General features: G+C 67.9%; 18 protein-coding genes. 6 read left to right on the forward strand and 12 right to left on the reverse strand.

What is annotated here, in order from left to right:
- Positions 1 to 8 precede the first annotated feature (8 nt).
- The 8 genes from AC5LXX_RS31865 to AC5LXX_RS31900 all read right to left on the reverse strand — a co-directional run bounded on the left by AC5LXX_RS31865 (position 9) and on the right by AC5LXX_RS31900 (position 9,191).
- A complete protein-coding gene (locus AC5LXX_RS31865) occupies positions 9 to 773 on the reverse strand; it encodes an SDR family oxidoreductase (RefSeq protein ID WP_493414095.1) in 765 nt (254 codons plus the stop codon).
- A gap of 68 nt (positions 774 to 841) precedes the next feature.
- Positions 842 to 1,600, reverse strand: coding sequence for a cupin domain-containing protein (locus AC5LXX_RS31870; RefSeq protein ID WP_124448560.1), 759 nt, complete (start codon positions 1,598 to 1,600; stop codon positions 842 to 844).
- Between the two features lie 31 nt (positions 1,601 to 1,631).
- Complete coding sequence (locus tag AC5LXX_RS31875; RefSeq protein ID WP_493414096.1) at positions 1,632 to 3,431, reverse strand: FAD-dependent monooxygenase; 1,800 nt, start codon at positions 3,429 to 3,431, stop codon at positions 1,632 to 1,634.
- A gap of 13 nt (positions 3,432 to 3,444) precedes the next feature.
- The gene (locus tag AC5LXX_RS31880; protein ID WP_493414097.1) at positions 3,445 to 4,164 is read right to left on the reverse strand and encodes a methyltransferase; all 720 of its coding nucleotides are present in this window, start codon (positions 4,162 to 4,164) and stop codon (positions 3,445 to 3,447) included.
- A 19-nt stretch (positions 4,165 to 4,183) separates the two neighbouring features.
- Positions 4,184 to 6,604, reverse strand: coding sequence for an AMP-binding protein (locus tag AC5LXX_RS31885; RefSeq protein ID WP_493414098.1), 2,421 nt, complete (start codon positions 6,602 to 6,604; stop codon positions 4,184 to 4,186).
- A gap of 55 nt (positions 6,605 to 6,659) precedes the next feature.
- Complete coding sequence (locus tag AC5LXX_RS31890) at positions 6,660 to 7,460, reverse strand: class I fructose-bisphosphate aldolase (RefSeq protein ID WP_493414099.1); 801 nt, start codon at positions 7,458 to 7,460, stop codon at positions 6,660 to 6,662.
- A 9-nt stretch (positions 7,461 to 7,469) separates the two neighbouring features.
- The gene (locus AC5LXX_RS31895) at positions 7,470 to 8,795 is read right to left on the reverse strand and encodes a 3-dehydroquinate synthase II domain-containing protein (protein ID WP_493414100.1); all 1,326 of its coding nucleotides are present in this window, start codon (positions 8,793 to 8,795) and stop codon (positions 7,470 to 7,472) included.
- Positions 8,796 to 8,867: 72 nt separating this feature from the next.
- The gene (locus tag AC5LXX_RS31900; protein WP_493414101.1) at positions 8,868 to 9,191 is read right to left on the reverse strand and encodes a hypothetical protein; all 324 of its coding nucleotides are present in this window, start codon (positions 9,189 to 9,191) and stop codon (positions 8,868 to 8,870) included.
- Positions 9,192 to 9,923: 732 nt separating this feature from the next.
- On the opposite strand from AC5LXX_RS31900, the gene AC5LXX_RS31905 reads away from it, so the two are divergent.
- Positions 9,924 to 10,175, forward strand: coding sequence for a hypothetical protein (locus AC5LXX_RS31905; protein WP_493414102.1), 252 nt, complete (start codon positions 9,924 to 9,926; stop codon positions 10,173 to 10,175).
- Positions 10,176 to 10,232: 57 nt separating this feature from the next.
- On the opposite strand, the gene AC5LXX_RS31910 is transcribed toward AC5LXX_RS31905, so the two are convergent.
- Positions 10,233 to 10,490, reverse strand: a complete 258-nt coding sequence (locus AC5LXX_RS31910; protein ID WP_493414103.1) for a DUF4148 domain-containing protein — start codon at positions 10,488 to 10,490, stop codon at positions 10,233 to 10,235.
- 200 nt (positions 10,491 to 10,690) lie between these two features.
- Between AC5LXX_RS31910 and AC5LXX_RS31915 the strand changes: the two genes are divergently transcribed.
- On the forward strand, positions 10,691 to 11,368 hold the full coding sequence (locus tag AC5LXX_RS31915; RefSeq protein ID WP_493414104.1) for a heavy metal response regulator transcription factor: 678 nt from the start codon (positions 10,691 to 10,693) through the stop codon (positions 11,366 to 11,368).
- Positions 11,365 to 12,837, forward strand: coding sequence for a heavy metal sensor histidine kinase (locus AC5LXX_RS31920; protein WP_493414105.1), 1,473 nt, complete (start codon positions 11,365 to 11,367; stop codon positions 12,835 to 12,837). Before AC5LXX_RS31915 ends, AC5LXX_RS31920 begins: the two co-directional genes overlap by 4 nt.
- On the opposite strand, the gene AC5LXX_RS31925 is transcribed toward AC5LXX_RS31920, so the two are convergent.
- Genes AC5LXX_RS31925 through AC5LXX_RS31935 form a run of 3 tightly spaced genes read right to left on the reverse strand, consistent with a single transcriptional unit; the run spans position 12,818 to position 18,964 of the window.
- A complete protein-coding gene (locus AC5LXX_RS31925) occupies positions 12,818 to 14,320 on the reverse strand; it encodes an efflux transporter outer membrane subunit (RefSeq protein ID WP_493414106.1) in 1,503 nt (500 codons plus the stop codon). The two genes, AC5LXX_RS31920 and AC5LXX_RS31925, sit on opposite strands and share 20 nt — an antisense overlap.
- A 35-nt stretch (positions 14,321 to 14,355) precedes the next feature.
- Positions 14,356 to 15,684 (reverse strand): efflux RND transporter periplasmic adaptor subunit, encoded by a 1,329-nt coding sequence (locus tag AC5LXX_RS31930; protein ID WP_493414107.1) that lies wholly within the window; start codon positions 15,682 to 15,684, stop codon positions 14,356 to 14,358.
- 49 nt (positions 15,685 to 15,733) lie between these two features.
- Complete coding sequence (locus tag AC5LXX_RS31935) at positions 15,734 to 18,964, reverse strand: efflux RND transporter permease subunit (protein ID WP_493414108.1); 3,231 nt, start codon at positions 18,962 to 18,964, stop codon at positions 15,734 to 15,736.
- A 269-nt stretch (positions 18,965 to 19,233) separates the two neighbouring features.
- On the opposite strand from AC5LXX_RS31935, the gene AC5LXX_RS31940 reads away from it, so the two are divergent.
- From AC5LXX_RS31940 to AC5LXX_RS31950, 3 genes are all read left to right on the forward strand, one after another.
- The gene (locus AC5LXX_RS31940; protein WP_493414109.1) at positions 19,234 to 19,509 is read left to right on the forward strand and encodes a DUF4148 domain-containing protein; all 276 of its coding nucleotides are present in this window, start codon (positions 19,234 to 19,236) and stop codon (positions 19,507 to 19,509) included.
- 14 nt (positions 19,510 to 19,523) lie between these two features.
- Positions 19,524 to 19,751, forward strand: a complete 228-nt coding sequence (locus tag AC5LXX_RS31945) for a hypothetical protein (RefSeq protein ID WP_493414110.1) — start codon at positions 19,524 to 19,526, stop codon at positions 19,749 to 19,751.
- Between the two features lie 327 nt (positions 19,752 to 20,078).
- Entirely contained in the window at positions 20,079 to 21,041 is a 963-nt protein-coding gene (locus AC5LXX_RS31950; RefSeq protein ID WP_011549177.1) for an ABC transporter substrate-binding protein, read from the forward strand.
- Positions 21,042 to 21,059: the final 18 nt, after the last annotated feature.

A 21,059-nucleotide genomic window follows, 5' to 3' on the forward strand; every position in this document is an offset into this window, starting at 1 on the left:
GCGAACGCTCAGGTGCGCGTGATCGACACGCCGCCTTCGACGAGCAGCGTCGTGCCCGTGACGAAGCTGGACAGGTCAGACGCGAGGTACAGCGCCGACTTCGCGATCTCTTCCGGATGGGCCATCCGCTTCAGCGCGTGAATGCTCTCGACGAACGCCTTCTGCTCCGGCGTGCTGGCCGCTTCGCGGCCCATCTCGGTGTCGGTCCCGCCCGGCATCAGCACGTTGACGCGCACGCCCGACGGGCCGTATTCGGCGGCGAGCGTCTTGGCCAGGCCGACGAGCCCGGCCTTGCTGGCGGCATACGCGGCCATCCCCGGAAAGCCGACCGTGTGACCGACGAACGACGACGTGAAGATCAGCGAGCCGCGCTTGCGCGCGAGCATGGCGGGAAGTTGATACTTCGCGCCGAGGAATGCGCTCGTCAGGTTGGTTTCGAGCGTGTCGCGCCAGCCTTCCGGCGTGATGTCGGTGACGCTGCCGAGCGCGCCCATCGTCGCCGCGTTGTTGAACGCCACGTCGAGCCCGCCGAACCGGCCGACGGCCAGCTCGACAGCTTCCTTCGCGCAGCGCTCGTCCTTCACGTCGCCGGCCAGCGCGATCGCCTTGCCGCCGAAGCTCGCGATTTCGTCGACCAGTGCATTGAGCTGTGCCGCACGGCGCGCCACCAGGACGACGCTCGCGCCTTCCTTCGCAAACAGCTTCGCGGCCTCGCGGCCGATACCCGAGCTGGCGCCGGTCACGATGGCGGTCTTGTCAGCGAGAAGATTCATGTTCTTTACCTTGATAAGCATGACGAATTGACAAGCCGTGCCGGGAAGCCCGGCGCGGCACTTTCCACTTACGAACCTTCGGCCGATTTGAACAGCTTGATCAGGCCCGGCAGGTTCTTGCCGAATGGAGCGGCACCTTCCTCGACTTTCTCGGCGTAGCTCCAGAAATCGGTGCTGAACATCATTCCGTACTCGCGCGCTTCGCTCACGGCCTTCAGCTGCACGATCGGATTGTTCAGTGCGCCCTTCACGCCGGGCAGGATCGGCTTCGCGATCGACGTGAAGTAATCGAGCAGCGATTCGCCCGGTACGTCGGGCGTCCACACCAGCTGCACGACGACGGTCTTGTCCGTTACGTTCAGGAAGCCGTGGATGTGATTGCGCGGACCGAACACGAGGCTGCCCTTCTTCATGGGAATCATCCGGATCGTGTCGCGCCCTGAGACGTCGGGCGGTTGATCCAGATCCCGGTATTTCTTCGTGCCCATCAGCATCACGATGCCGCCTTCCGGCGCGTAGAACCACTCGTCGGTCAGCGTATGCAGGTGCAGCGGCGGCCCCGATCCCGGCGGAATCTCGACCTTCGCCATCAGATACCGCTGGCCCGTGGTTGCGCCGGTGCGGACGAACTTGATCGACGCGCCCTCCGGCTCGCCGTTGACGACCAGCGGCTCGGGGTCGTCGTCGACCAGCGCGAACGCGGCCGCGTTGTCCTGTGCGTCGTCCGCCCAGTCCGATTCGACGTCGTGCTCCGCCCGGTGCTGCGGCAAGCCGGCGTGATCGGCCGGCTCGGTCGACGTTTGCGTTTCCTCCAGCATGTCACTCATGGTCGCTCCTCAGTTGAACTGCCGTGTTGAATCAGCGCGCTGCATCGGCTACCGGATGGCGGGTCGCGTGATCCGCGCCCGGCGCCCGCTGCAGGTTGCCGGCCGGTGAATCCGTCGTGCGCCCGGTCACGCGGTCGAGCAGCGCGCCTGCGTCACGCGGTACGACATCGCCGCGCCACGCGACATGCTGGTCGGGCCGGACCAGCACCAGGCGGCGCTCGTACAACGCCGGTGCCGCGTCCGACTCGATCTCGACGATCGACAGCGGAATGGCCCGCACGCGTGCTGCCTCGGCGAGCCGCTCGGCATCGTCGCCAGGGGAGGGCGGCTCGGCCGCGCTCCGCACCTGCAACAACGTGAACCCGACGCCCAGCCGGTCGAAGACCGACCGGCGCACGCCGTCCGCGCCGGTCAGCCACAGATGCGGCAGGCGGCCGCCCGGCACGCTGCTCGGCCGGTAGATCAGCGGGTCGTCTTCCGGCGCCGCGCCGTCGGGCCAGACGATCGCCGAGCCGTCGTAGCGTGCGCCCAGCTCGACGCCGATCGCGTCGAACTGCGCGCGAAATGCCTGCAGTGCGTCGCCGAGCCGGGCGCGCGCCGCGTCGCCGCACGCGCCCGGCGTCTCGACGTCCACCGGCACCTGCACCTCGCCCACGCGCTGCGTCAGACGGCGCGCGGCCGCCGTGTTGCGCAGCGCGATCGGCCGGCGTTCGGCTTCATAGCTCGCGAGCAATGAAGCGCCGGCCCAGCCCTGCACCGCGCCGGCCAGCTTCCACGCGAGGTTCGCCGCATCGTCGATGCCGGTGTTCATGCCGAAGCCGCCGGTCGGCGAGAACAGGTGAATGGCGTCGCCGCACAGGAACACGCGGCCGGCCGAATAACGCTCGGCCACCAGCGCGACACCGCCTTGCCAGGACGCGTGGGCGAGCACGTCCACGTCGACCGGCCGGCCCACGCCTTCGCGGATCCGGCCGATGACCGTCGCGTCGTCCGGCAGCGCCTCCCTGTCGTCCGCTTTCGACATCAGCAGGAACTCGTCCGCACCGTCGAGGCTGATCAGCAGCATCCGCGAGCCGGGTGCCATCACGTTGTACATCCACGACTCGCGCCCCTTCAGCAACTCGCCGTGCAGCGCGGGAATCCGCACGTGGCTCGAGATCATCCGGCCGCTGAGGAAGCCGTCGCTCGCGCCGCCCGGGCCGAGATAGCGGATGCCGAGCGCACGCCGCACGAAGCTCTGCCCGCCGTCGCAGCCGACCAGGTAAGCGGCCCGCCACTGCTCGGCCGTCGCTGGGTCGTCCACGGCCTGGGCGTCGAGCGTGACGCCTGTTTCATCCTGTTCGAACCCGGTCACGCACCAGCCGAACCGCACATCGATGTTGGGCCGCGTGCGCGCATGGGCGAGCAGGAACCGCTCCACGTACATCTGGTTCGTGCGCAGCAGCGGTTCGGGTACCTGATCGATATCGTCGGCGGCGCGTGCCGCCCGCATCCGCTGGCACTCGGAACCCATGGCGAGCCGCGCCAGCTCCCAGTCGGCGAGCCGCGTGAAATACGCGATGTCGCGCGGATGAGTGGACGGCAAGCCCTGCGCGCGCACCGCATCCGAGATGCCCAGGCGGCGGTAGTGCTCCATCGTTCGCGCGTTGTGCGTGCTGCCTTTCGGATGCCAGCGGCTGTCCGGCTCGCGGTTGAACACGATCGACGCAACGCCGTGACGATCGAGGAACAGCGCGAGCAGCAGCCCCACCGGGCCGCCGCCCACGATGGCCACTGGCCGCTCGTGCGCCGTGCCGGACCGGCGGCCCGCATCGGAGGCTACGTTCGACATGCGGGCTCCGGCGTCACGCCGCGCCGGCCGCGGACAACTGCCGGCCTGGCAACAGCCGCAGGATGTCGTAGCGGTGCGCGCCGGCGCCTTCGCCAAAGGCGGACGCCACGATCGTCGACGAGTAGTCGTGTTCGGCGAGCAGTTCCGTCAGCGCCCGTTCGTCGCCGAGACTGCTGAAGCCGATCAGCAGTTCGCCGCCGGGCATCAGGTGCTGTGTCGCTTCGCGCAGGAACCGGCGGTGCGCGAGGTAGCCCGCGTCGCAGAACGCCTGCAGGATCGGCTGCTCGAACACGTAGTCCTCCGGAACGAAGACGAAGTTCGAATTCCAGAAGATCTGGTCGAATCGCTCGCCGGGCTGCAGGACGTCGAACAGGTCGCCGTGCCGCGTCGACACTTGCTCCGCCACGCCGTGCAGCAGCACGTTGGCCCGCGTGTTGAGCACGGCCGCCTCGCTGATGTCCGCCGCGACGACCCGCGCGCAGCCGGCGAGGGCGGCCGTCACCGCCGTCACGCCCGCGCCACACCCGATCTCGAGGAAACTGCCGCCGCGGCGGTACGGCAGGTGCCGGGTGAAGATGCCGGTCGACTGGAAATGCGTCGGCGGAAACACCCCCGCATGCACGTCGAAGCTGCGGCCTTCGCATTCATAGCGGACGATGCCGTCCGCCTCGGCGGCGGCCAGCCTGCGCCGCACCGATGCGAACGCGTCGGATTGATAGTCTTGTTCGTTCATGACTCGCGTTGTCTCCGGTTCAAACGCGCGCGGCAGATCCGCGCGCCACATACAGGACGTCGCGCGCGCCGGGGGCATCGTCGGCTGCACGACGCAGCAATGCTCCCGCCGAATCGCGCAACAGTCGCTTCAGCACCTTGCCGGTCGCGCCCACCGGCAGGAACGCCAGGCTGCGCACGATCGCCACGGCCACGCCGCGCTCCGGCAGCACGGCCCCGCATTCGGCGAGCAGCGCCTCGAGCACGCCTTCCGCGACGGCCGCCGGATCGGCGACGTGCCGGTCGGGCAGCACCAGTGCCAGCAGTGCCGGATCGTCGGCCGTGTCGCCGTCCACGCCGACCACGGCCACGTCGCACACGCCCGGCACCTGCTGGGCCACTTCCTCCAGCTGCAGCGTGTAGAGCCGGCCCGCGGGCGTTTCGACCACGTCGACTTCACGGTCGATCTGATAGAAGATGCCGTCCTCGCAGTACGCGACGTCGCCCGTCAGGAAATAGCCGCCTTGCCATGCGCCGGCCGTGCGTGCCGGCTGCTGCCAGTAGCCGGACGTGATCGTCGGCGCGCGCACCGCGAGCAGGCCGCGCTGCCCCGGCGCGACTTCGTGGCCCGTCACCGGATCGAGGATCTTCGCGACAGCGATATCCACCGGCCGGCCGATCGCGCGCTGCGGTGCCAGCTCGGCCGCGGTCGATTCGCAGCGGAACAGCGCCATGCCCAGTTCGGAACTGCCGAACGCGTCGATGAAGCGCGATTCCGGCGCACCGGCCAGCAGCCGGCGCGTATGGCTCTGGTGCGCCGCGTCGCCCATGCTGAACCAGCGCCGCACCGAATCGAATTCGCGCTCGCCGACGCCGCCCTCGACCAACTGCATGTAGCTCTTCGGGAACGCGACGACCGTGGTCGGGCGAAACGCGCGGATCGCCGCTCGCACCGCGTCGCCTTCCTGCGTGCCCATCACATAGGTCGGAATGGCGTGCAGCACCGCGGTTTCGAGATGGCTGATCGCCGCCGAATGCGACTGGGGCAGCGCCGTCAGCAGGCGTTCGTCCGGGCCCTCGGCAAAGCGCCCGATGCGGGCGCGCTTGCCCATGAAGAACTGCCGGTGCTCGAAGCGCACCGCTTTCGGGATCCCGGTCGTGCCCGACGTATGGCTCAGCATCACCAGCGTCGAATCCTCCGGCGCCACCGGCCACCCGACCGGCATGCGCGCGTCGGGCCGCAGCACCGCGCGCGATACGTCCACCAGCCGGTCGGGATGCGACGCGCCCCAGTGCCGCACGAACGCGCTCGCCGCCAGCGTATGCGTATCCGCCACCAGCCGGTCGAATCCGTTCTCGCTCATGTACGCCGCGCCCACTTCGGCCGGCATCGCGGGGTTGATCAGCGCGATCGCGGCGCCGAGGCTCGTCAGCGCCAGGTAATGGAGAAACGGCGCGATGCCGTCTTCCACGCACACGGCCACCACATCGCCGCGGCCCACGCCCTGGCCCAGGTACCAGTCCGCCAGCGCCGCGCGATACTGCTGCAGCGTCGCGAGGCTGAAGGCCCGCACCGGCGTGCCGTCGACGCCGGTCACCGGCTTGTCCAGCTGGAGGAATTCGACGTCCTTCGCCGGGTTCAGCGCGAGGCACAGATCGATGAAATTGCCGCTGCCGAGCGAGGCATCCGCACGCAGTGCAGCCAGCCCGGCCTCCGGCAGTCGCGCCTCCGCCTCCGGCGCGTCGTTGCCCGGATACGCGAGCAGGTCGCTCAGCATCGCCATCCGGCGCCGCACCATCTCCTCGCCGACCGCGATCACGCGCGCCCGCCGGTACGGCTTCTCGGCCAGCATCCGGTCGATGATCTCGCGCATCACGATCGCGTGCTGCTCGTCTTCCTCGACATGGATCTTGAAGAACCGCGTTGCCTGCTCCGGCGCATCGCGATGACGCATGGCGGCCAGGATCGGACCGTAGACGATCGGCACGATCGCCTCGGCGCCGAGGCACAACGCGGCCAGGCCGTCCAGCGGATCGGCGCCGCGGCAGTAATGGAACATGACGTCGATCAGCGCGCGCGTGCTCGACAGCATCGGCAGGCTGCGCGGCAACGCCGACATCGCCTCCATCGACTGCAGATACAGTTCCGCGTGCGAGACCTGGTCCGTTCCGTCGCCGTGCAGCTCCTCGGTCAGGTTGTGCGACAGCGCCTTGAATTCTCCGGGCTCGGCCAGTCCGCCCATCATCGAGCACAGGTAACGTGTAAAGTACTGCGAATAATATTGGTGCTGAATGAGAAAGCCGCGCAGCTGCGCATCGCTGACCGTACCGTCGCGGCAGGCCGCGAGAAACGGGTTCGCGTTCAATTCCTCGAGCAGCCCGGCCGGAAACATGTCCGACCAAAGCTGCGACAGCTGCATGTGTCCGGGCAAGACGTGTCCCGCCACCGGTTGATGGTTCATTGCATTCATCGAATGGGTTCTCCACGGCCGCGCCCCCATGGCGCGGCGAACGGCATCACACGAGGTCGAGTTCGACCAGCTGCTCGGTCCGGCCTTTCACGCTGTCCGCCAACCTTCGGAGCAGGGCCCGCGGCCGCGCGTGCTGGAACACGTTGCGGCCGACGCAGAGGCCGGTCGCGCCATGCCGGATCGCAGCCTGCGACATCGCCACCAGTACCTCTTCGTCGGCCTTTTCGCCGCCCGCGAAGAAGATCCGGATGTCGCGCCCATGAACGGAAGCCAGCTGCTCGACTTCGTCCACCGACGCGTACGCGAGCTTCACGGCGTCCGAACCCAGCTCGGTCACCACCCGCACGAGATGGTGCAGGCGTGCCAGACGTTCCGCGGCGTTGGGCGTCTGCACCTTGTCGTACAGCATCGTCAGCAGCGGCAGCCCGGCGGCGTGCGCGGCGTCCGTCACCGCGCCGAGCATCGCGAAGTTGTGCGCGAAATTGCCGGCCGTGAAGTTCACCTGAATCGACACCGCGTCCGCGCCGAGCCGCAACGCCGTATCGATGTCGGCCACCATGACCTTCGTGTCCGCATCGGACGACAGGCTCGCCATGCCGTTCAGGTGCACGATCACGCCCGTCGCCGGGTGCAGGCACTGCCGCACGATCAGGCGCTCGATCAGCCCCTTGTGACCGAGCACCGCGCTGAGGTCGGGGCTCCCGACCCAGCTTTCCAGTGCCTCCGTCGCCTGGATGCCGGCGATCGGGCCGAGCGTCAGCCCGTGATCGACCGGCACGATCAGCCCGCGCTGCGAATCCGGGAACAGGATCCGGCGCTCTCTCAGTTTTCTACCGACGTAGCCCATCGACGTCTCCTACTTTTCGATGATCGTCTCGTTGATCTTGATGCCCACGTGACGCCCCGGCTCCGTCACGTAGCCCAGTACCTTGTCGCCCGGCTTCAGCTCGGAAATGTTGAGCGGCTTGGCCGCGTCGGAGAACACGCGCACGTGCCAGTCGTCCTGCATCAGGATGTTGACGCGCTCCTTGCCGGGGAACTCCACTTCGATCAGTCGCAGCGGACGCTGCTCGATCTTCATCCGGCCCACCGCCGCGCGCCGCACGCGGCCTTTCGCGTTCACGATCATCACCGGCGAGCCGGCCTTGAGCTCGCTCATGTAGTCGGTGCGGTTGCCGGTATTGAAGACATAGGAGTGCACGGCCCCGGCGTTGACGCGGAACGGGCGCAGCTCCATGTACGGCAGGAAGAACACTTCCGGGCAGGCCAGCAGGCCGCCCTGCGACGTGCTGCCGATCAGCATCCCTTCGTCCGGCGCGAACAGCGTCGACGTGTCGATGCAGGCGCGGTAGCCCATGCCCACCGGGCGGCTCTCGATCACCGTGCCGGTCTGGATCTGCAGGTTCTCGTGTTCCGCGTCCGACATCTGGTCGAGGAACGACGACATCACCCCGTGGTCGCGCGGCGAGAAGATCACGCCTTCCGCGCCGTACTCCATCACGCCGTACGACACGATCGCGTCGTCGACGTTGGTCGGCTCGTTGATCTCCTTCATCAGGATCGTGCCCGTCGACTGCAGCGACGCGATCACCAGCTCCAGCGGAATGTTGGTCGGGTCGCGGAAGCGGATCCACAGATAGTCGAACGCGAGCCCGTCGTTGATGGCGCCGAGCAGGCTCTCGCGATCGTCCACATAGCTCGTGTAGCAGGTCGTGATGCCGTCCGAGCCGAGCTGCCGCAGCGCTGCGAGATCCCGGCACGCGACGGTGCGCCGGCGCTTGCCGTCACTCTTGAACTCGGCGTACAGCGGCCCTTCTCGGAACGCCTTGACATCGGCTGCATTGCCCAGGCGCAGCACGACCTGCATCCGGTCCGGAATCGCCGGCAGCAGGTTGGCCGCGTTGTCCGGGTAGACCACCACACCGCTGTATAGCGAATTGACGACCCGCACGAACATGCTGTCGTCCGGATGCGGCCTGGCCAGTTGCGCCGTGTCGTACCACACCAGTTGCCCGTCCAGCGCCGTGCGTTTCGACTGGCCGCTCGCCGACACGTTGGTCAGCTTCACCGACGTCCGCCTGGCGACCGTCTCCTGGCTCTCGAACGGGGCCGGTGCTGCCGTCGCCGGCTCCTTCGGCGCAGGCGTTTCCTTGATCTTTGCTGTCACACTCGCGTTGCTCATGCACATCCTCTTCAGGTGGATAAACAAAGGACATGGCGCGCCTGTACGCGCCATGCAGCGGACTGTCGACGCTCAAGCCCGAATCGGCTCGCGACGCATCCCCGACGGTGATACACGGTCAATCTTGATATCTGAAATCAGTATTTCTTTCGGGGGCTCCTGTTTCAGGAAGTGACGCAGCGCAGTGATTGCCGCGGCCATGCGTTCGGGAGTAAAACCAATCGGTTCACCTGGATAGCAGATGTAACTTTTACAGCAACTGAAAAATACGTACCCGTAATTCGGAATATTCGACGAATCAAAAGATTCAACCACCCAGCGGATTTGCGGTGATTCATTCATCATTGACTCGCCAGAAAACGTATTCAATCGATACGGCGACCGAAGATTGTCCATTCGCAGTCGTCAATCCGGAGTGAACCGGATGATTCAACTGCAAGCGATTCCGCGGTGATTAATTCCGCGGCAATGCCCATCCTGGCGCGGCGCCAGCGCCGCCCAGACAGGCCTGCCTTTCTCGTCTCACCATGCCGGCTCTCCCCGGCAGGTCGTCGTCATTCGTCAAATCCTGCATGCACACATCGCTTCACGTAATGAAACAATGAATATTACCGGTTACTATTCGCGTGATAATCCGATTGATTCATGAAACCGGTTTTAATCAGGCGCTCCATCGGCATTGCATAATGAAAATGCACCATTCGCATCGGTTGGTGACATTTTCAGGTTATCTGATCCGGCAAATTATTTACATTTCTTAAGCTTCGGTGGCATCGCGTCGCTAGTGTAAAGGCAAGTTGCCTCGTAGTTGAATATCAGAGCAAAAAAAATATCCGAATAAGAGAGCAAGAATGGTATTGACGCAAGGCCGGATTATCTGTTTTTGAAAATCGCCGGTTTCGGGCGCCGCAAACCGTGCGCGGACGGGGGCCGGCCCGCGGCGAAACTCGAAGACAAAAGCGTCGAAGTGCGGGGGCGTGGGAACGGAATGCAGGGGGGCGCGCAGGCGACGTGGGGTAAAACACCCTGGATATAACGCATTCCTAAACGAATTGGGAAGGCGCCCCGGACGGGGCGTCACTCGACGCTTGGCTCGCTCGCGTCATCACGCATATCTTGCTGGCCGCGATGAGGCGTGTGGCCGGCAAGCAGCAGGCACTGTTCAAGACGCCGGAACAGGGCACCACGACGCTGCGTTGCGCGACCAGCCCGATGCTGGACGGGATGCATGGCGTGTATTGCGAGGACGTCGACGTTGACGTCGCGCAAGCGGCGCCGGCCGATCGCCAGCCGCGGGACGGCGTGTTGCCGTGGGCGACCGATGCCGCGGCGGCCGAGCGGCCGTGGGCACTGGGCGAGCCGCTTACGGATAGTCGCTGAAGCGCGACGTCGGCGGGGGCGGCGCCGGCGATCGCGCCATGCGGGCCGGCCGTGGCGTCAATTTTCGGTCGACGCTGTTGCGACCGGCGCCGCTTCGGGATGCTGGAGCGCGAAAAGCTGGCGGTTGCGTGCGATCTCCGCGTGCGATGGCGGATAGTCGTTCCGGTTCGACGGCAGCAGGCCGTCGGCTTCGGCGTCGATCAGCTGCTGGCGCACTTCCGCGCGCGTGATCGGCGCCTGCGTGGACTGGGCGAAGGCCTGCGTGCCGAACGGCAGGCTCAAGGTGGCAACGACGAAAGCGGCGACGAGTTTCATGGCGGACTCCTGGTTGATTGAACGAACGGGCAAGTGGGGTAGGCCCACATGTCCCATTCTGGTTTCCGCAGCCGTCACCACACTGACCCGCCGATTACAGTCTCGTAATCAGGCCGCCTCGCGCGGGCGCCGAGCGGCTGGCCCGGCCCGTTTCCCGGTAACATCGGCGCATGTCATCACCGAATGCGGCGGAACCGATCATGCACATCCTGATAGTCGAAGACGAACCGAAGACGGGCGCGTACCTGAAGAAGGGGCTCGAGGAATCCGGCTTCAGCGTCGACCTCGCGAAGGACGGCGGCGAAGGGCTGACGCTCGCGCAGGAGGAAAACTACGACGTGATCGTGCTCGACGTGATGCTGCCCGTGCTCGACGGCTGGAGCGTGCTGAAGCGGCTGCGCGATACGCATGAGACGCCCGTGCTGTTCCTGACCGCGCGCGACGACGTGCAGGATCGCGTGCACGGGCTCGAACTCGGCGCAGACGACTACCTCGTGAAGCCGTTCGCGTTCGTCGAGCTGCTCGCGCGAATCCGCACGCTCGCGCGCCGCGGGCCGCCGCGCGAAACGGAGCGCATCGTCGTGGGCGACCTGGAGATCGACGTCGTGCGCCGCCGCGTGAAGCGCGGCACCGTGCGGATCGACCTGACGCCGCGCGAATTCTCGCTGCTTCAGCTGCTCGCGCGCCGGCAGGGCGAGGTGCTGAGCCGCACGCAGATCGCGTCGTACGTGTGGGACATGAATTTCGACAGCGATACCAATGTCGTCGAAGTCGCGATCCGGCGGCTGCGCGCGAAGATCGACGACGATTTCGCGGTCAAGCTGATTCATACGGTGCGCGGCGTCGGCTACGTGCTCGAATTGAAGGACGGCGCATGACGCTCGGCCGCTCGCTCGGCGCGACGCTCGCGCTCGCGTTCGGCGCGACCACTTTCGCCGCCTTTGCGCTCGTCGGCACGTATGTGTATACCGGCCTTGAACGGCAGGTCAGCACGCAGGACGACCTCGACATCGTGCTCGCCGCGCGGCACACGCGCCGGCTGGCGGGCGAGCTCGATTCGCTCGACGCGGTGCGCGCGCACGCGGACCGGCTGACGAGCCAGGTGCTCGGCAACGAAGCACTGTCGATGGCCGTCGTCGACGCGCAGGGCAAGGTGCTCGCACGCAAGAACGTCGAGCGGACCGGCGTCGAGGATCCGCCGGATGCCGCATCGGCTACGGCGTCGCCCGCGCTACCGGATGTCGACCTGTTGCCGCCGCACGCTGTGGCCGTGCCGGCGAGCGAACGGATCACGGCCGATCGGATCGCGACGTGGACCGCCGACGGCGGCACGCCCGTGCGCGGCGTCGTCACCGAGGGCGAGTTGCGCGACCACGCGAAGATCCGGATCGCGGTCGCGCGCAACATGAGCGATCGCACCGCCTTGCTCGACGGCTACCGCGACAGGCTGAAGATCGCCGGCGGCGTCGGTGCGCTGTTCGCGATGCTGCTCAGCTACTGGCTGATCCGCCGGTCGCTCGCGCCGCTGCGCGAGATCGTCGCGAACACGGGCCGCATTACGGTCGACAAGCTCGATACGCGGCTCGACGCGTCGCGCGCGCCGCGCGAGCTGACGGCGCTCGTCGACGCGCAGAACGCGATGCTCGGCCGCCTGCAGCAGGCGTTCGGGCACCTGTCGCAATTCAGCGCGGATCTGGCGCACGACCTGCGCACGCCGCTGAACAACATGCGCGGTGCGACCGAGGTGGCGCTCGCGCGGCCGCGCTCCGTCGACGAATACCAGGCACTGCTCGAATCGAATCTCGAGGAATACGACCGTCTCGCGCGGATGATCGAGAACGTGCTGTTTCTCGCGCGCGCCGAGCACCCGGGTTTCGTCACGCGGCAGCGCGCGTTCGACGTGCATGACGAGCTGGAGCGCATCGCCGGCTATTTCGAAGGGCTGGCCGACGAAGCCGGGTCGACGCTGCGGGTCGACGGGCACGGCCAGCTGACCGCCGATCTCGAGCTATTTCGCCGCGCGGTCAGCAACCTGCTTGCCAACGCGCTGCGCTACACGCCGGCAGGCGGCGTCATCGCACTGACAGTCGACGAAACGGCGGACGCGGTACGCGTCGTCGTCGCGAACCCGGGCGAGCCGATCGATCCTGCATTGCTGCCGCGGATCTTCGACCGCTTCGTCCGCGGCGATCCCGCGCGCAGCGGCGGCGTGCCGGGCGGCACGGCCGGGCTCGGCCTCGCGATCGTGCGCTCGGTCATGGAACTCCACGGCGGCACCGCCCGTGTCGAAAGCGACGCGGCCGGTACGCGCTTCATCCTCACGTTCATCAGGACGCCGGCGGTGTAGCGGTTGCGTCCGCGTGCGTGGATTGATCCCAGCCGCCGCCGAGCGCCGTCAGCAACCCGACCGCCGCCTCCATCCGGCGGGCGGCGATCTGGTCGGCGAGGCGCCGGTTCGTCAGCGCGATCGTCTGCGCGGTCACGACATCGAGGTAGCTGACCGCGCCCGCGTTGAAGCGATTGGTTGTCAGCCGCAGCGACAGGTCGGCTGCATCGGTGGCGCGCTGCTGGCTGCCGGCTTCCGACGCGAGCGCAGCGAGCGTCGACAACTGGTCCTCGACCTGCTGGAACGCGACCAGCACCGTTTGCCGGTAGTCGGCGACCGCGCCGTCGTATTGCGCATGTGCACCACGCAGCGACGCGCTGCGGCGGCCGCCGTCGAACAACGTGCCGACCAGTTGCGGGCCGATCGACCAGAACAGGCTCGGCGCGGTGAGCCATGGCGCGAAGAACGCGCTTTCGAGCCCCGCGCTCGCCGACAGCACGAGATTGGGAAAGAACGCGGCGCGCGCTTCACCGATCCGCGCGTTCGCGGCCGCGACGCGGCGCTCGGCCGCCGCGATGTCGGGCCGCCGTTCGAGCAGTTGCGACGGCACGCCGGCCGGGATCGTCGGCACGTCGAACGCCTGCACGCGCGGCGCCAGCGTGAAGGTCGACGCGCTTTCGCCGACGAGCGTCGCGAGCGCATGCCGGAGCTGCGCGCGCGACGCGTCGATGTCGGTGTCCTGCGTCTGCGTCGCTTCGAGCTGCGTCTCGGCCTGCGCGACGGCCGATGCGTCGATCGCGCCGGCCGCGAGCTGCTGTTTCAGCAGCTTCAATGCATCTGCGTACGCGTGCACGGTGTCGTCGAGCAGCTGCTTCTGCGTATCGAGCGAGCGCAGCGCGAAATAGTCGGTCGCGAGCTCGGCCGTCACCGACAGCTTCACGGCCTGCAGGTCGGCCGCGCTCGCGTCGGCGTTCGCCTGCGCGCCCGTCACGGCATCGCGCACGCGGCCGAACAGGTCGGGCTCCCAGCTGGCGGCCACGCCGGCCTGGTAGTCGGGCGTCGTCTTGCCGGCGAGCGATGAACCGAGCTTGTTCTGCGACACGCGCGAGCGGCTCTGCGCGACGCCGGCCGTGACGGTCGGCAGGAACCCGGCATGCTGGTAGTCGACCATCGCGCGTGCCTGCTGGAGATCGGCGACGGCTTTCTTCACGGTCTGGTTCGAGATGTCGACCCGTGCTTCGAGCGCGTTTAGCGTGGCGTCGCCGAAGACGGTCCACCATGGGCCACGCGATGCGGCATCGGCGGGCGCCGCAACGTTCCAGCCGGAGCGCGATGTGGGGGCACCCGATGCCGGTATGCCCGCTGCCGGTACGCCCGCATAATGCGCGGGCACCGCGACGGCGGGCGGCGAGTAGGCGGGCAGCGTCGAGCACGCGGCCAGCGCGGCGGCGACGCCGAGCGCGACGATGCGGCGGGCGAACGGAAGCGGACGGGGGAAGCGCATGGCAGGTATCTCGTGAGGGTTCGTGCGTGTGTGGATCAACCGCGGGCAGGCGTCGAGGCCGACGCCGGCGTGGCGACCGCGGCAGGCGCTGAGGCTGCTGCGGGGCGCGCGGCCGGAGCAGCCCCGCGTGCAATCGAGATAATTTTCACGGCCTCGCCGGCGGCGATCGAATCGCCCGGGTTGTCGATCACGCGGTCGCCCGCTGCGAGCCCCGACACGATCTCGACGCGCGTGCCGAAATCGCGCCCGATCTGCACGGTCTTCAGTGCGGTGGTGCCGTTCGCGGCGACGGTCGCGACCGTCACGCCGTTCGGCCGGAACAGCAGCGCGCTGACGGGCAACTCGAACGCCGGCGCCGCGCTCGGCACGAGCAGGTGCGCCTGCGCATACGCGCCGGGCATCAGCGCGCCGTCGCCGTTGTCGACGTCGATCTCGACGCGCAGCGTGCGCGTGACGGGATCGATCGCGCCCGCGCTGCGTGCGACGCGCGCGGCGAAGCGCCGGCCCGGATATTGCTGCGTGGTGAGGAACACCGACGTGCCGGTTGTCACGCCTGCCGCACTGTCCTGCGGCACGTCGACGAACACGCGCAGCGTGCCGGTCTGTTCGAGATGGAACAGCTCGCCGGACAGCCCGGGGCTGCCCGGCGTGCCGCCGGCGGTGACGAGCGTGCCGACGTCGACGTTGCGCGCGGTGATCACGCCGTCGAACGGTGCGGCGACCGATTCGTACGACACCAGCTCGGTCAGGTGCGCGACGTTCGCCTGCGCGGACGCCAGCATCGCGCGTTTCGCGTTCATGTCGGCGACCTTCGTGTCGGTGTCCTGCTGCGATACCGATTGTGTCTTCAGCATGTCCTGCCAGCGCTGCGCGGTCGATTTCGCGTAGTCGTAGTTCGCCTGCGCGGTGGCCGCGTCGGCGCGCGCCTGCCGCAACTGCGCGTCGAGGTCGGGCGCCGTGATTTGCGCGAGCGTCTGCCCGGCCTTCACATGCGCACCGATGTCGGCGCTCCAGTGCGCGATATAGCCGCTGGTGCGCGCATAGATCGACGCCTCCGCGTACGGCATCACGGCGCCCGGCAGCGTCAAGGTCTGGTCGGCAGGCGCGGTACCCGGCAGGATCACCGATACCGGCAGCGCCTGCTGTGCGGCCACCTGCACGCGCTGTGCGGCACGCGCGTCGATGCGCGGCACGATGCCGATGGCCAGCAGCGCGGCCGCCGCCGCGATCGCGACGAGCGGCACGGCCAGCTTGCGGCGTCGTCGGGGCGGTGCGGCGGCGGGCGTCGCGTCGCGTGCGATGGGCGGCACGGGAGCCGCTTCGGCGGCTGGCGGCGGGGCGAGGGGTTCGGTCGTGTCGTTCATGATCGGGTCGAGGTCGGGCGAGTCGAAGGGAGTCGGGAGGGTGCTGCGCTCAGGGCAACGTCGGCGTGTCCTGCGCGCGGCGCGCGGCGGCCGCGTCGCGGCGCCGGTCGAGCCATGCATGGACGAAGCCGAACACGACGGGCACGAACAGCAGCGTCGACAGCGTGCCGAACGCGAGGCCGCCGATCACCGCGCGGCCGAGCGGCGCATTCTGCTCGCCGCCGTCGCCGAGGCCGAGCGCCATCGGCAGCATGCCGATCAGCATCGCGAGCGCGGTCATCACGACCGGGCGGAAGCGGCCGAACCCGGCATCGAGCGCGGCCTGCCACGGTGGCGCACCGCCCGCGATCAGCTCGCGCGCCGCGTTGACGACGAGAATGCTGTTCGCGGTCGCGATGCCGATGCACAGGATCGTGCCGGTCAGCGCGGGCACCGACAGTGTCGTGCGCGTGACGAACAGCATCCACGCGATGCCGGCGAGCGACGCCGGCAGGCCACCGACGATCACGAGCGGGTCGAGCCACGACTGGAAGTTCACGACCATCAGCAGGTAGACGAGCGCGATCGCGAGCGCGAGGCCGCCGAGCAGGCCGGCAAACGATTCGTGCATCGCCTGCACCTGGCCGCGCAGCACGATCGACGAGCCGGGCGGCAACTGCGCGCGCGCATCGTCGACGAGCTTCGTCACGTCGGCCGTCACGCCGCCGAGATCGCGCCCCTGCACCGACGCGAAGATGTCGAGCACCGGCTGGACGTTGTAGTGCGATACGACGGCCTGCTGCGTCGCGCGCGAGAAGCTGCCGAGCGCGCCGAGCAGGTTCTGCGCGGGCGCACCGGCTGCCGGGCCGCCGGCCGGCGTCTGCGGCGAACGTGCGGTGCCGGCCGGCAGCGGCACGTTCGCGAGCGCCTGCAGCGAATCGACCGCGTACTGCGGCGTCTGCACCAGCAGCGGATAGCTGACGCCGTTGCGCGGGTCGAGCCAGAAGTTCGGCGTGGTCTGCGAACTGCCCGACAACGCGATCAACAGGTTCTGCGCGACGTCGCGTTGCTGGAGGCCCGCCTGGATCGCCTTGGTGCGGTCCACGTTCACGTTGATCGCCGGCTCGTCGCCGGGCTGCTGGATGCGTGCGTCGACGAGGCCGCGCACGCCGCGCAGTTTCGCGAGCAGCGCGTTGGCCACCGCGCGGTTCTGGTCGAGCTTGTTGCCGACGATCTGGATGTCGATCGGCGCGGGCAGCCCGAAGTTGAGGATCTGGCTGACGATGTCGGCCGGCAGGAACGCGAACGTCACGCCGGGGAACGACTGCGCGAGCAGGTTGCGCAGCTTCGCGACGTATGCGGCCGTCGGCGCATGGTTCGGCTTCAGCGTGATCATCACGTCCGCATCCTCGGTGCCGATCGGGTCGGACGAGTCGTACGTGAGGTTGATCCCGCTCACCGGCACGCCGATGTTGTCGAGCACGCCGGCGATGTCGCTTGCCGGAATCACGTCGTGGATGCGCGCCTCCACTTCGTCGGTCAGGCGCGCGGTTTCCTCGATCCGCGTGCCGGTCGGCGCGCGCAGGTGCAGGCGGATCTCGCCGGTATCGACCGCGGGGAAGAAGTCCTGGCCGGCGAACGCGAACAGCGCGGTCGATGCGGCGCACGCGAGCAGGAACGCCGCCGCGAACCGGCGCCGGCGCGCGATCGCCGCGGCAAGCAGCGCGCGATAGCGCAGCCGCACGGCTTCGAAGCGATGCTCGAATGCGGCCTGGAACCGTGCGATCGATGCGAACACGCCGCGCGGCGGCCGGCCCTGGCCTTTCGCCCGCATCAGCACCATTGCAAGCGTCGGCACCAGCGTGCGCGAGAAGAAATACGACGCGACCATCGCGAAGATCACCGCTTCGGCCATCGGCACGAACAGGTAGCGCGCGACGCCCGTCAGCATGAACATCGGCACGAACACGATGCAGATCGACAGCGTCGACACGAAGGTCGGCGCCGCGATCTCGCCCGAGCCGGTCAGGATCGCGTCCTCCAGCGGCGCGCCGCGCTCGAGATGGTGCGTGATGTTCTCGATCGCGACGGTCGCGTCGTCGACGAGAATGCCGACCGCGAGCGCGAGCCCGCCGAGCGTCATGATGTTGATGGTCTGGCCGAGCACCGACAGCGCGAGCAGCGACGTGAGCACCGCGAGCGGGATCGTGATCGCGATGATCAGCGTCGCGCGCCAGCTGCCGAGGAACAGCAGGATCATCAGCGCGGTCAGGCACGCGGCGATCAGCGCCTCGCGCACGACACCCTGGATCGCCGCTTTCACGAACACCGACTGATCGCCGAGCGCCGCGATGTGCAGCGCCTTCGGCAGGCCGGCCGCGATCTTCGGCAGCATCGCCTTGACCTGGTCGATGATCGTCAGCGTCGACGCGCTGCCGGTCTTCTCGACGGTCAGCAGCGCCGCGCGCTTGCCGTTGGCGCGCACGATGTTGGTCTGCGGCGCATAGCCGTCGCGAACGTGCGCGACGTCGCGCACATAGACGACGCTGCCGCCGATCGTCTTCACCGGCAGGTTGTTCAGCGCGGCGACCGTCTGCGTGCTGCCGTTCATCTGCACGTTGTATTCGCGCGTGCCGATCTTCGCGGTGCCGCCCGGCAGGATCAGGTTCTGCGCGTTGATCGCGTTCACGACGTCGATCGGCGCGAGCCCCTTCGCCTGCAGCGCGCGCGTGTCGAGATCGACGACGATCTGGCGGATCTTGCCGCCGAACGGCAGCGGCACGGCCGCACCCTGGACGGTGGCGAGCTGCGTGCGGATGAAGCTGTTGCCGAGGTCGTACAGCTGCTGCTCGGCAAGCGTGTCGCTCGACAGCCCGAGTTGCAGGATCGGCACCGTCGACGCGTTGTACGTGATGATGTTCGGCGGCAGCGTGCCGGGCGGCAGGATCCGCAGGATCGACGCCGAGTTGCTCGCCGCTTCCGCGATCGCGCGATTGATGTCCGCGCCGGGATGGAAGAAGATCTTCACCACCGACACGCCGTTCAGCGACTGCGATTCGATGTGCTCGATGTCGTCGACGTCGGACGTCAGCGCGCGCTCGTAGTTCGACGTGATCCGCTTGGCCATGTCCTCGGCCGAGAAGCCGTTGTACGACCACACGATGCTGACGACGGGGATGTCGATGTTCGGAAAGATGTCGGTCGGCGTGCGCAGGATCGCGAGCGGTCCCGCGATGAAGATCAGCAGCGCGAGCACGACGAACGTATAAGGCCTGCGCAACGCCAGCCGGACGATCCACATGATGTTTTCCTCGAAGCAGGGCAGGGACGCCGCATGCGATGCGACGAGGCTGCAGTCTGCCGGCGCGGCGTTGACCCGGCCCTGACTCGAAGATTACGAAGCTGTTATCTGCGCGCGAGGCGGCAGATTTCAGGATTGTCATCCGGGCGTCAGCGCCGTGCCGGGCGCGATGACCAGAATGAATGCGTCAGGCGGCGAATCGCATCCGCGGTTCCGCCGGCGGCGCATCGACGATGCGTCTTCATCGAACCGTTCTGGGGAGTTTCATCATGAATCGCAGACTGATCGCAGCGACCGCGCTGCTCGCCCTCGCCATCGGCACGCCGGTTGCCGCTTTCGCCCAGTCGACGTCGGGCCCGACCCGCGCCGACGTGATTGCCGATCTCGTCCAGGCGCAGCGCGACGGCACCGTGCCGACGTCGAACTGGGACTATCCGCCGAGCACGCAGACGATTGCACGCAATCGCGAGCTCTATGCGATCGCGCACGGCGAGACGGGTACGGCGACCGCGTCGGTATCCGTACCTGCCGCCAGCGCGCAGTAAGCGGGAGCCGGGCGATGAAAAGCCTTTCCCGGCTGGCGATCGCCGCGCTGCTCGCGGCGGCGGTCGCGCCCGCGTTTGCACGCGGGCAGCCGCAATTGCCCAATGACGACGGCAGCCGCGCCAGCGTGCTGCAGGAGCTGAACCCGACGCTTGCGAACGGCGACGCCCGGACGCACACGGCCGGCGTCGCGCCGAAGCAGGGCCGCGAAACCGACAGGCAGGCGGCGACTTGCCGGAGCTGAGTGTGGTCGAGTGCGGTCGCGGCCGGGGTCGCCGGTGCGAACCGCCGCGGAGCGATCGCTTTCCCTCAGCCCGCCGAAACCCGACGCGGCCGGCGCATTCCCGCATGCGCCGGCCTTTGCGCGTTTAGGTGTTTATACGTATGCCGATTACGATATCGCCCCAATCCAATATTTCATTGGAAGGTTATCGGGCTTGTTCTTAGACTGATGCGGGGCAGGCAGACCGGGCCGGCCGCACGCGCCGGCCGGCGCAGCCCCGATCCGCGCCAGCGCCACGCAGAAACAGAACAGCGCCGCGGCACACAACGACATCATCGGAGACGGACCATGACATTCATCAGGAAGCTGGCGGCCGGCGCGATCGTCGCCGCGGCGACGGTGCTGGCAGGCGGCGCGCACGCGCAGCAAAAGCCGATCACGCTCGGGTTTTCGCAGGTCGGCGCGGAAAGCGCGTGGCGCACCGCGAACACCGTCTCGGTGAAGGGCGCGGCAAAGGACGCCGGCATCAATCTGAAGTTCTCCGATGCACAGCAGAAGCAGGAGAACCAGATCCGCGCGATCCGCTCGTTCATCGCGCAGAAGGTCGACGTGATCGCATTCTCGCCGGTCGTCGAATCGGGCTGGGAGCCGGTGCTGACCGAAGCGAAGGCCGCGCACATTCCGGTGATCCTGACCGACCGCGGCGTCGACGTGAAGGACCCGTCGCTGTACGTGACGATGATCGGCTCCGACTTCCTCGAGGAAGGACGGCGCGCTGGCCACTGGCTCGAAGAGCGCTACAAGAATGACGCAGGCCCGATCAACATCGTCGAGCTGCAGGGCACGGTCGGTTCCGCGCCGGCCAATGATCGCCGCGCAGGCCTGCTCGAAGTGATCAAGAACAATCCGAAATTCAAGGTGATCGCGTCGCAGAGCGGCGACTTCACGCTCGCCGGCGGCAAGCAGGTGATGGAAGCGTTCGCGAAGACCTACGGCAAGCAGATCAACGTCGTCTACGCGCACAACGACGACATGGCGCTCGGCGCGATCCAGGCGATGGAGGAAGCCGGGATCAAGCCCGGCAAGGACGTGAGCGTCGTGTCGTTCGACGCGACGAAGGGCGGCTTCCAGGCGATGGTCGCCGGCAAGATCAACGTCGATGTCGAATGCAGCCCGCTGCTCGGCCCGCAGCTGATGAGCGCGGTGAAGGATGTCGTCGCCGGCAAGCAGTTGCCCAAGCGCATCGTGACCAACGAGACGGTGTTCCCGATGAACGTCGCGGCGCAGGTGCTGCCGACCCGGAAGTACTGACCTGTCCGCACGGGCGGC

The sequence above is a fragment of the Burkholderia torrens genome, assembly GCF_984668525.1.

What these genes read in the sequence shown, in the direction of transcription:
- AC5LXX_RS31920 (WP_493414105.1), top strand. Translation starts at nt 11,365, where the DNA reads ATGACGCTCGGCCGCTCGCTCGGCGCGACGCTCGCGCTCGCGTTCGGC.
- AC5LXX_RS31925 (WP_493414106.1), bottom strand. Translation starts at nt 14,320, where the DNA reads ATGCGCTTCCCCCGTCCGCTTCCGTTCGCCCGCCGCATCGTCGCGCTC.
- AC5LXX_RS31945 (WP_493414110.1), top strand. Translation starts at nt 19,524, where the DNA reads ATGAAAAGCCTTTCCCGGCTGGCGATCGCCGCGCTGCTCGCGGCGGCG.
- AC5LXX_RS31870 (WP_124448560.1), bottom strand. Translation starts at nt 1,600, where the DNA reads ATGAGTGACATGCTGGAGGAAACGCAAACGTCGACCGAGCCGGCCGAT.
- AC5LXX_RS31890 (WP_493414099.1), bottom strand. Translation starts at nt 7,460, where the DNA reads ATGGGCTACGTCGGTAGAAAACTGAGAGAGCGCCGGATCCTGTTCCCG.
- AC5LXX_RS31905 (WP_493414102.1), top strand. Translation starts at nt 9,924, where the DNA reads ATGAGGCGTGTGGCCGGCAAGCAGCAGGCACTGTTCAAGACGCCGGAA.
- AC5LXX_RS31880 (WP_493414097.1), bottom strand. Translation starts at nt 4,164, where the DNA reads ATGAACGAACAAGACTATCAATCCGACGCGTTCGCATCGGTGCGGCGC.
- AC5LXX_RS31865 (WP_493414095.1), bottom strand. Translation starts at nt 773, where the DNA reads ATGAATCTTCTCGCTGACAAGACCGCCATCGTGACCGGCGCCAGCTCG.
- AC5LXX_RS31875 (WP_493414096.1), bottom strand. Translation starts at nt 3,431, where the DNA reads ATGTCGAACGTAGCCTCCGATGCGGGCCGCCGGTCCGGCACGGCGCAC.
- AC5LXX_RS31915 (WP_493414104.1), top strand. Translation starts at nt 10,691, where the DNA reads ATGCACATCCTGATAGTCGAAGACGAACCGAAGACGGGCGCGTACCTG.
- AC5LXX_RS31900 (WP_493414101.1), bottom strand. Translation starts at nt 9,191, where the DNA reads ATGGACAATCTTCGGTCGCCGTATCGATTGAATACGTTTTCTGGCGAG.
- AC5LXX_RS31895 (WP_493414100.1), bottom strand. Translation starts at nt 8,795, where the DNA reads ATGAGCAACGCGAGTGTGACAGCAAAGATCAAGGAAACGCCTGCGCCG.
- AC5LXX_RS31950 (WP_011549177.1), top strand. Translation starts at nt 20,079, where the DNA reads ATGACATTCATCAGGAAGCTGGCGGCCGGCGCGATCGTCGCCGCGGCG.
- AC5LXX_RS31930 (WP_493414107.1), bottom strand. Translation starts at nt 15,684, where the DNA reads ATGAACGACACGACCGAACCCCTCGCCCCGCCGCCAGCCGCCGAAGCG.
- AC5LXX_RS31885 (WP_493414098.1), bottom strand. Translation starts at nt 6,604, where the DNA reads ATGAACCATCAACCGGTGGCGGGACACGTCTTGCCCGGACACATGCAG.
- AC5LXX_RS31940 (WP_493414109.1), top strand. Translation starts at nt 19,234, where the DNA reads ATGAATCGCAGACTGATCGCAGCGACCGCGCTGCTCGCCCTCGCCATC.
- AC5LXX_RS31935 (WP_493414108.1), bottom strand. Translation starts at nt 18,964, where the DNA reads ATGTGGATCGTCCGGCTGGCGTTGCGCAGGCCTTATACGTTCGTCGTG.
- AC5LXX_RS31910 (WP_493414103.1), bottom strand. Translation starts at nt 10,490, where the DNA reads ATGAAACTCGTCGCCGCTTTCGTCGTTGCCACCTTGAGCCTGCCGTTC.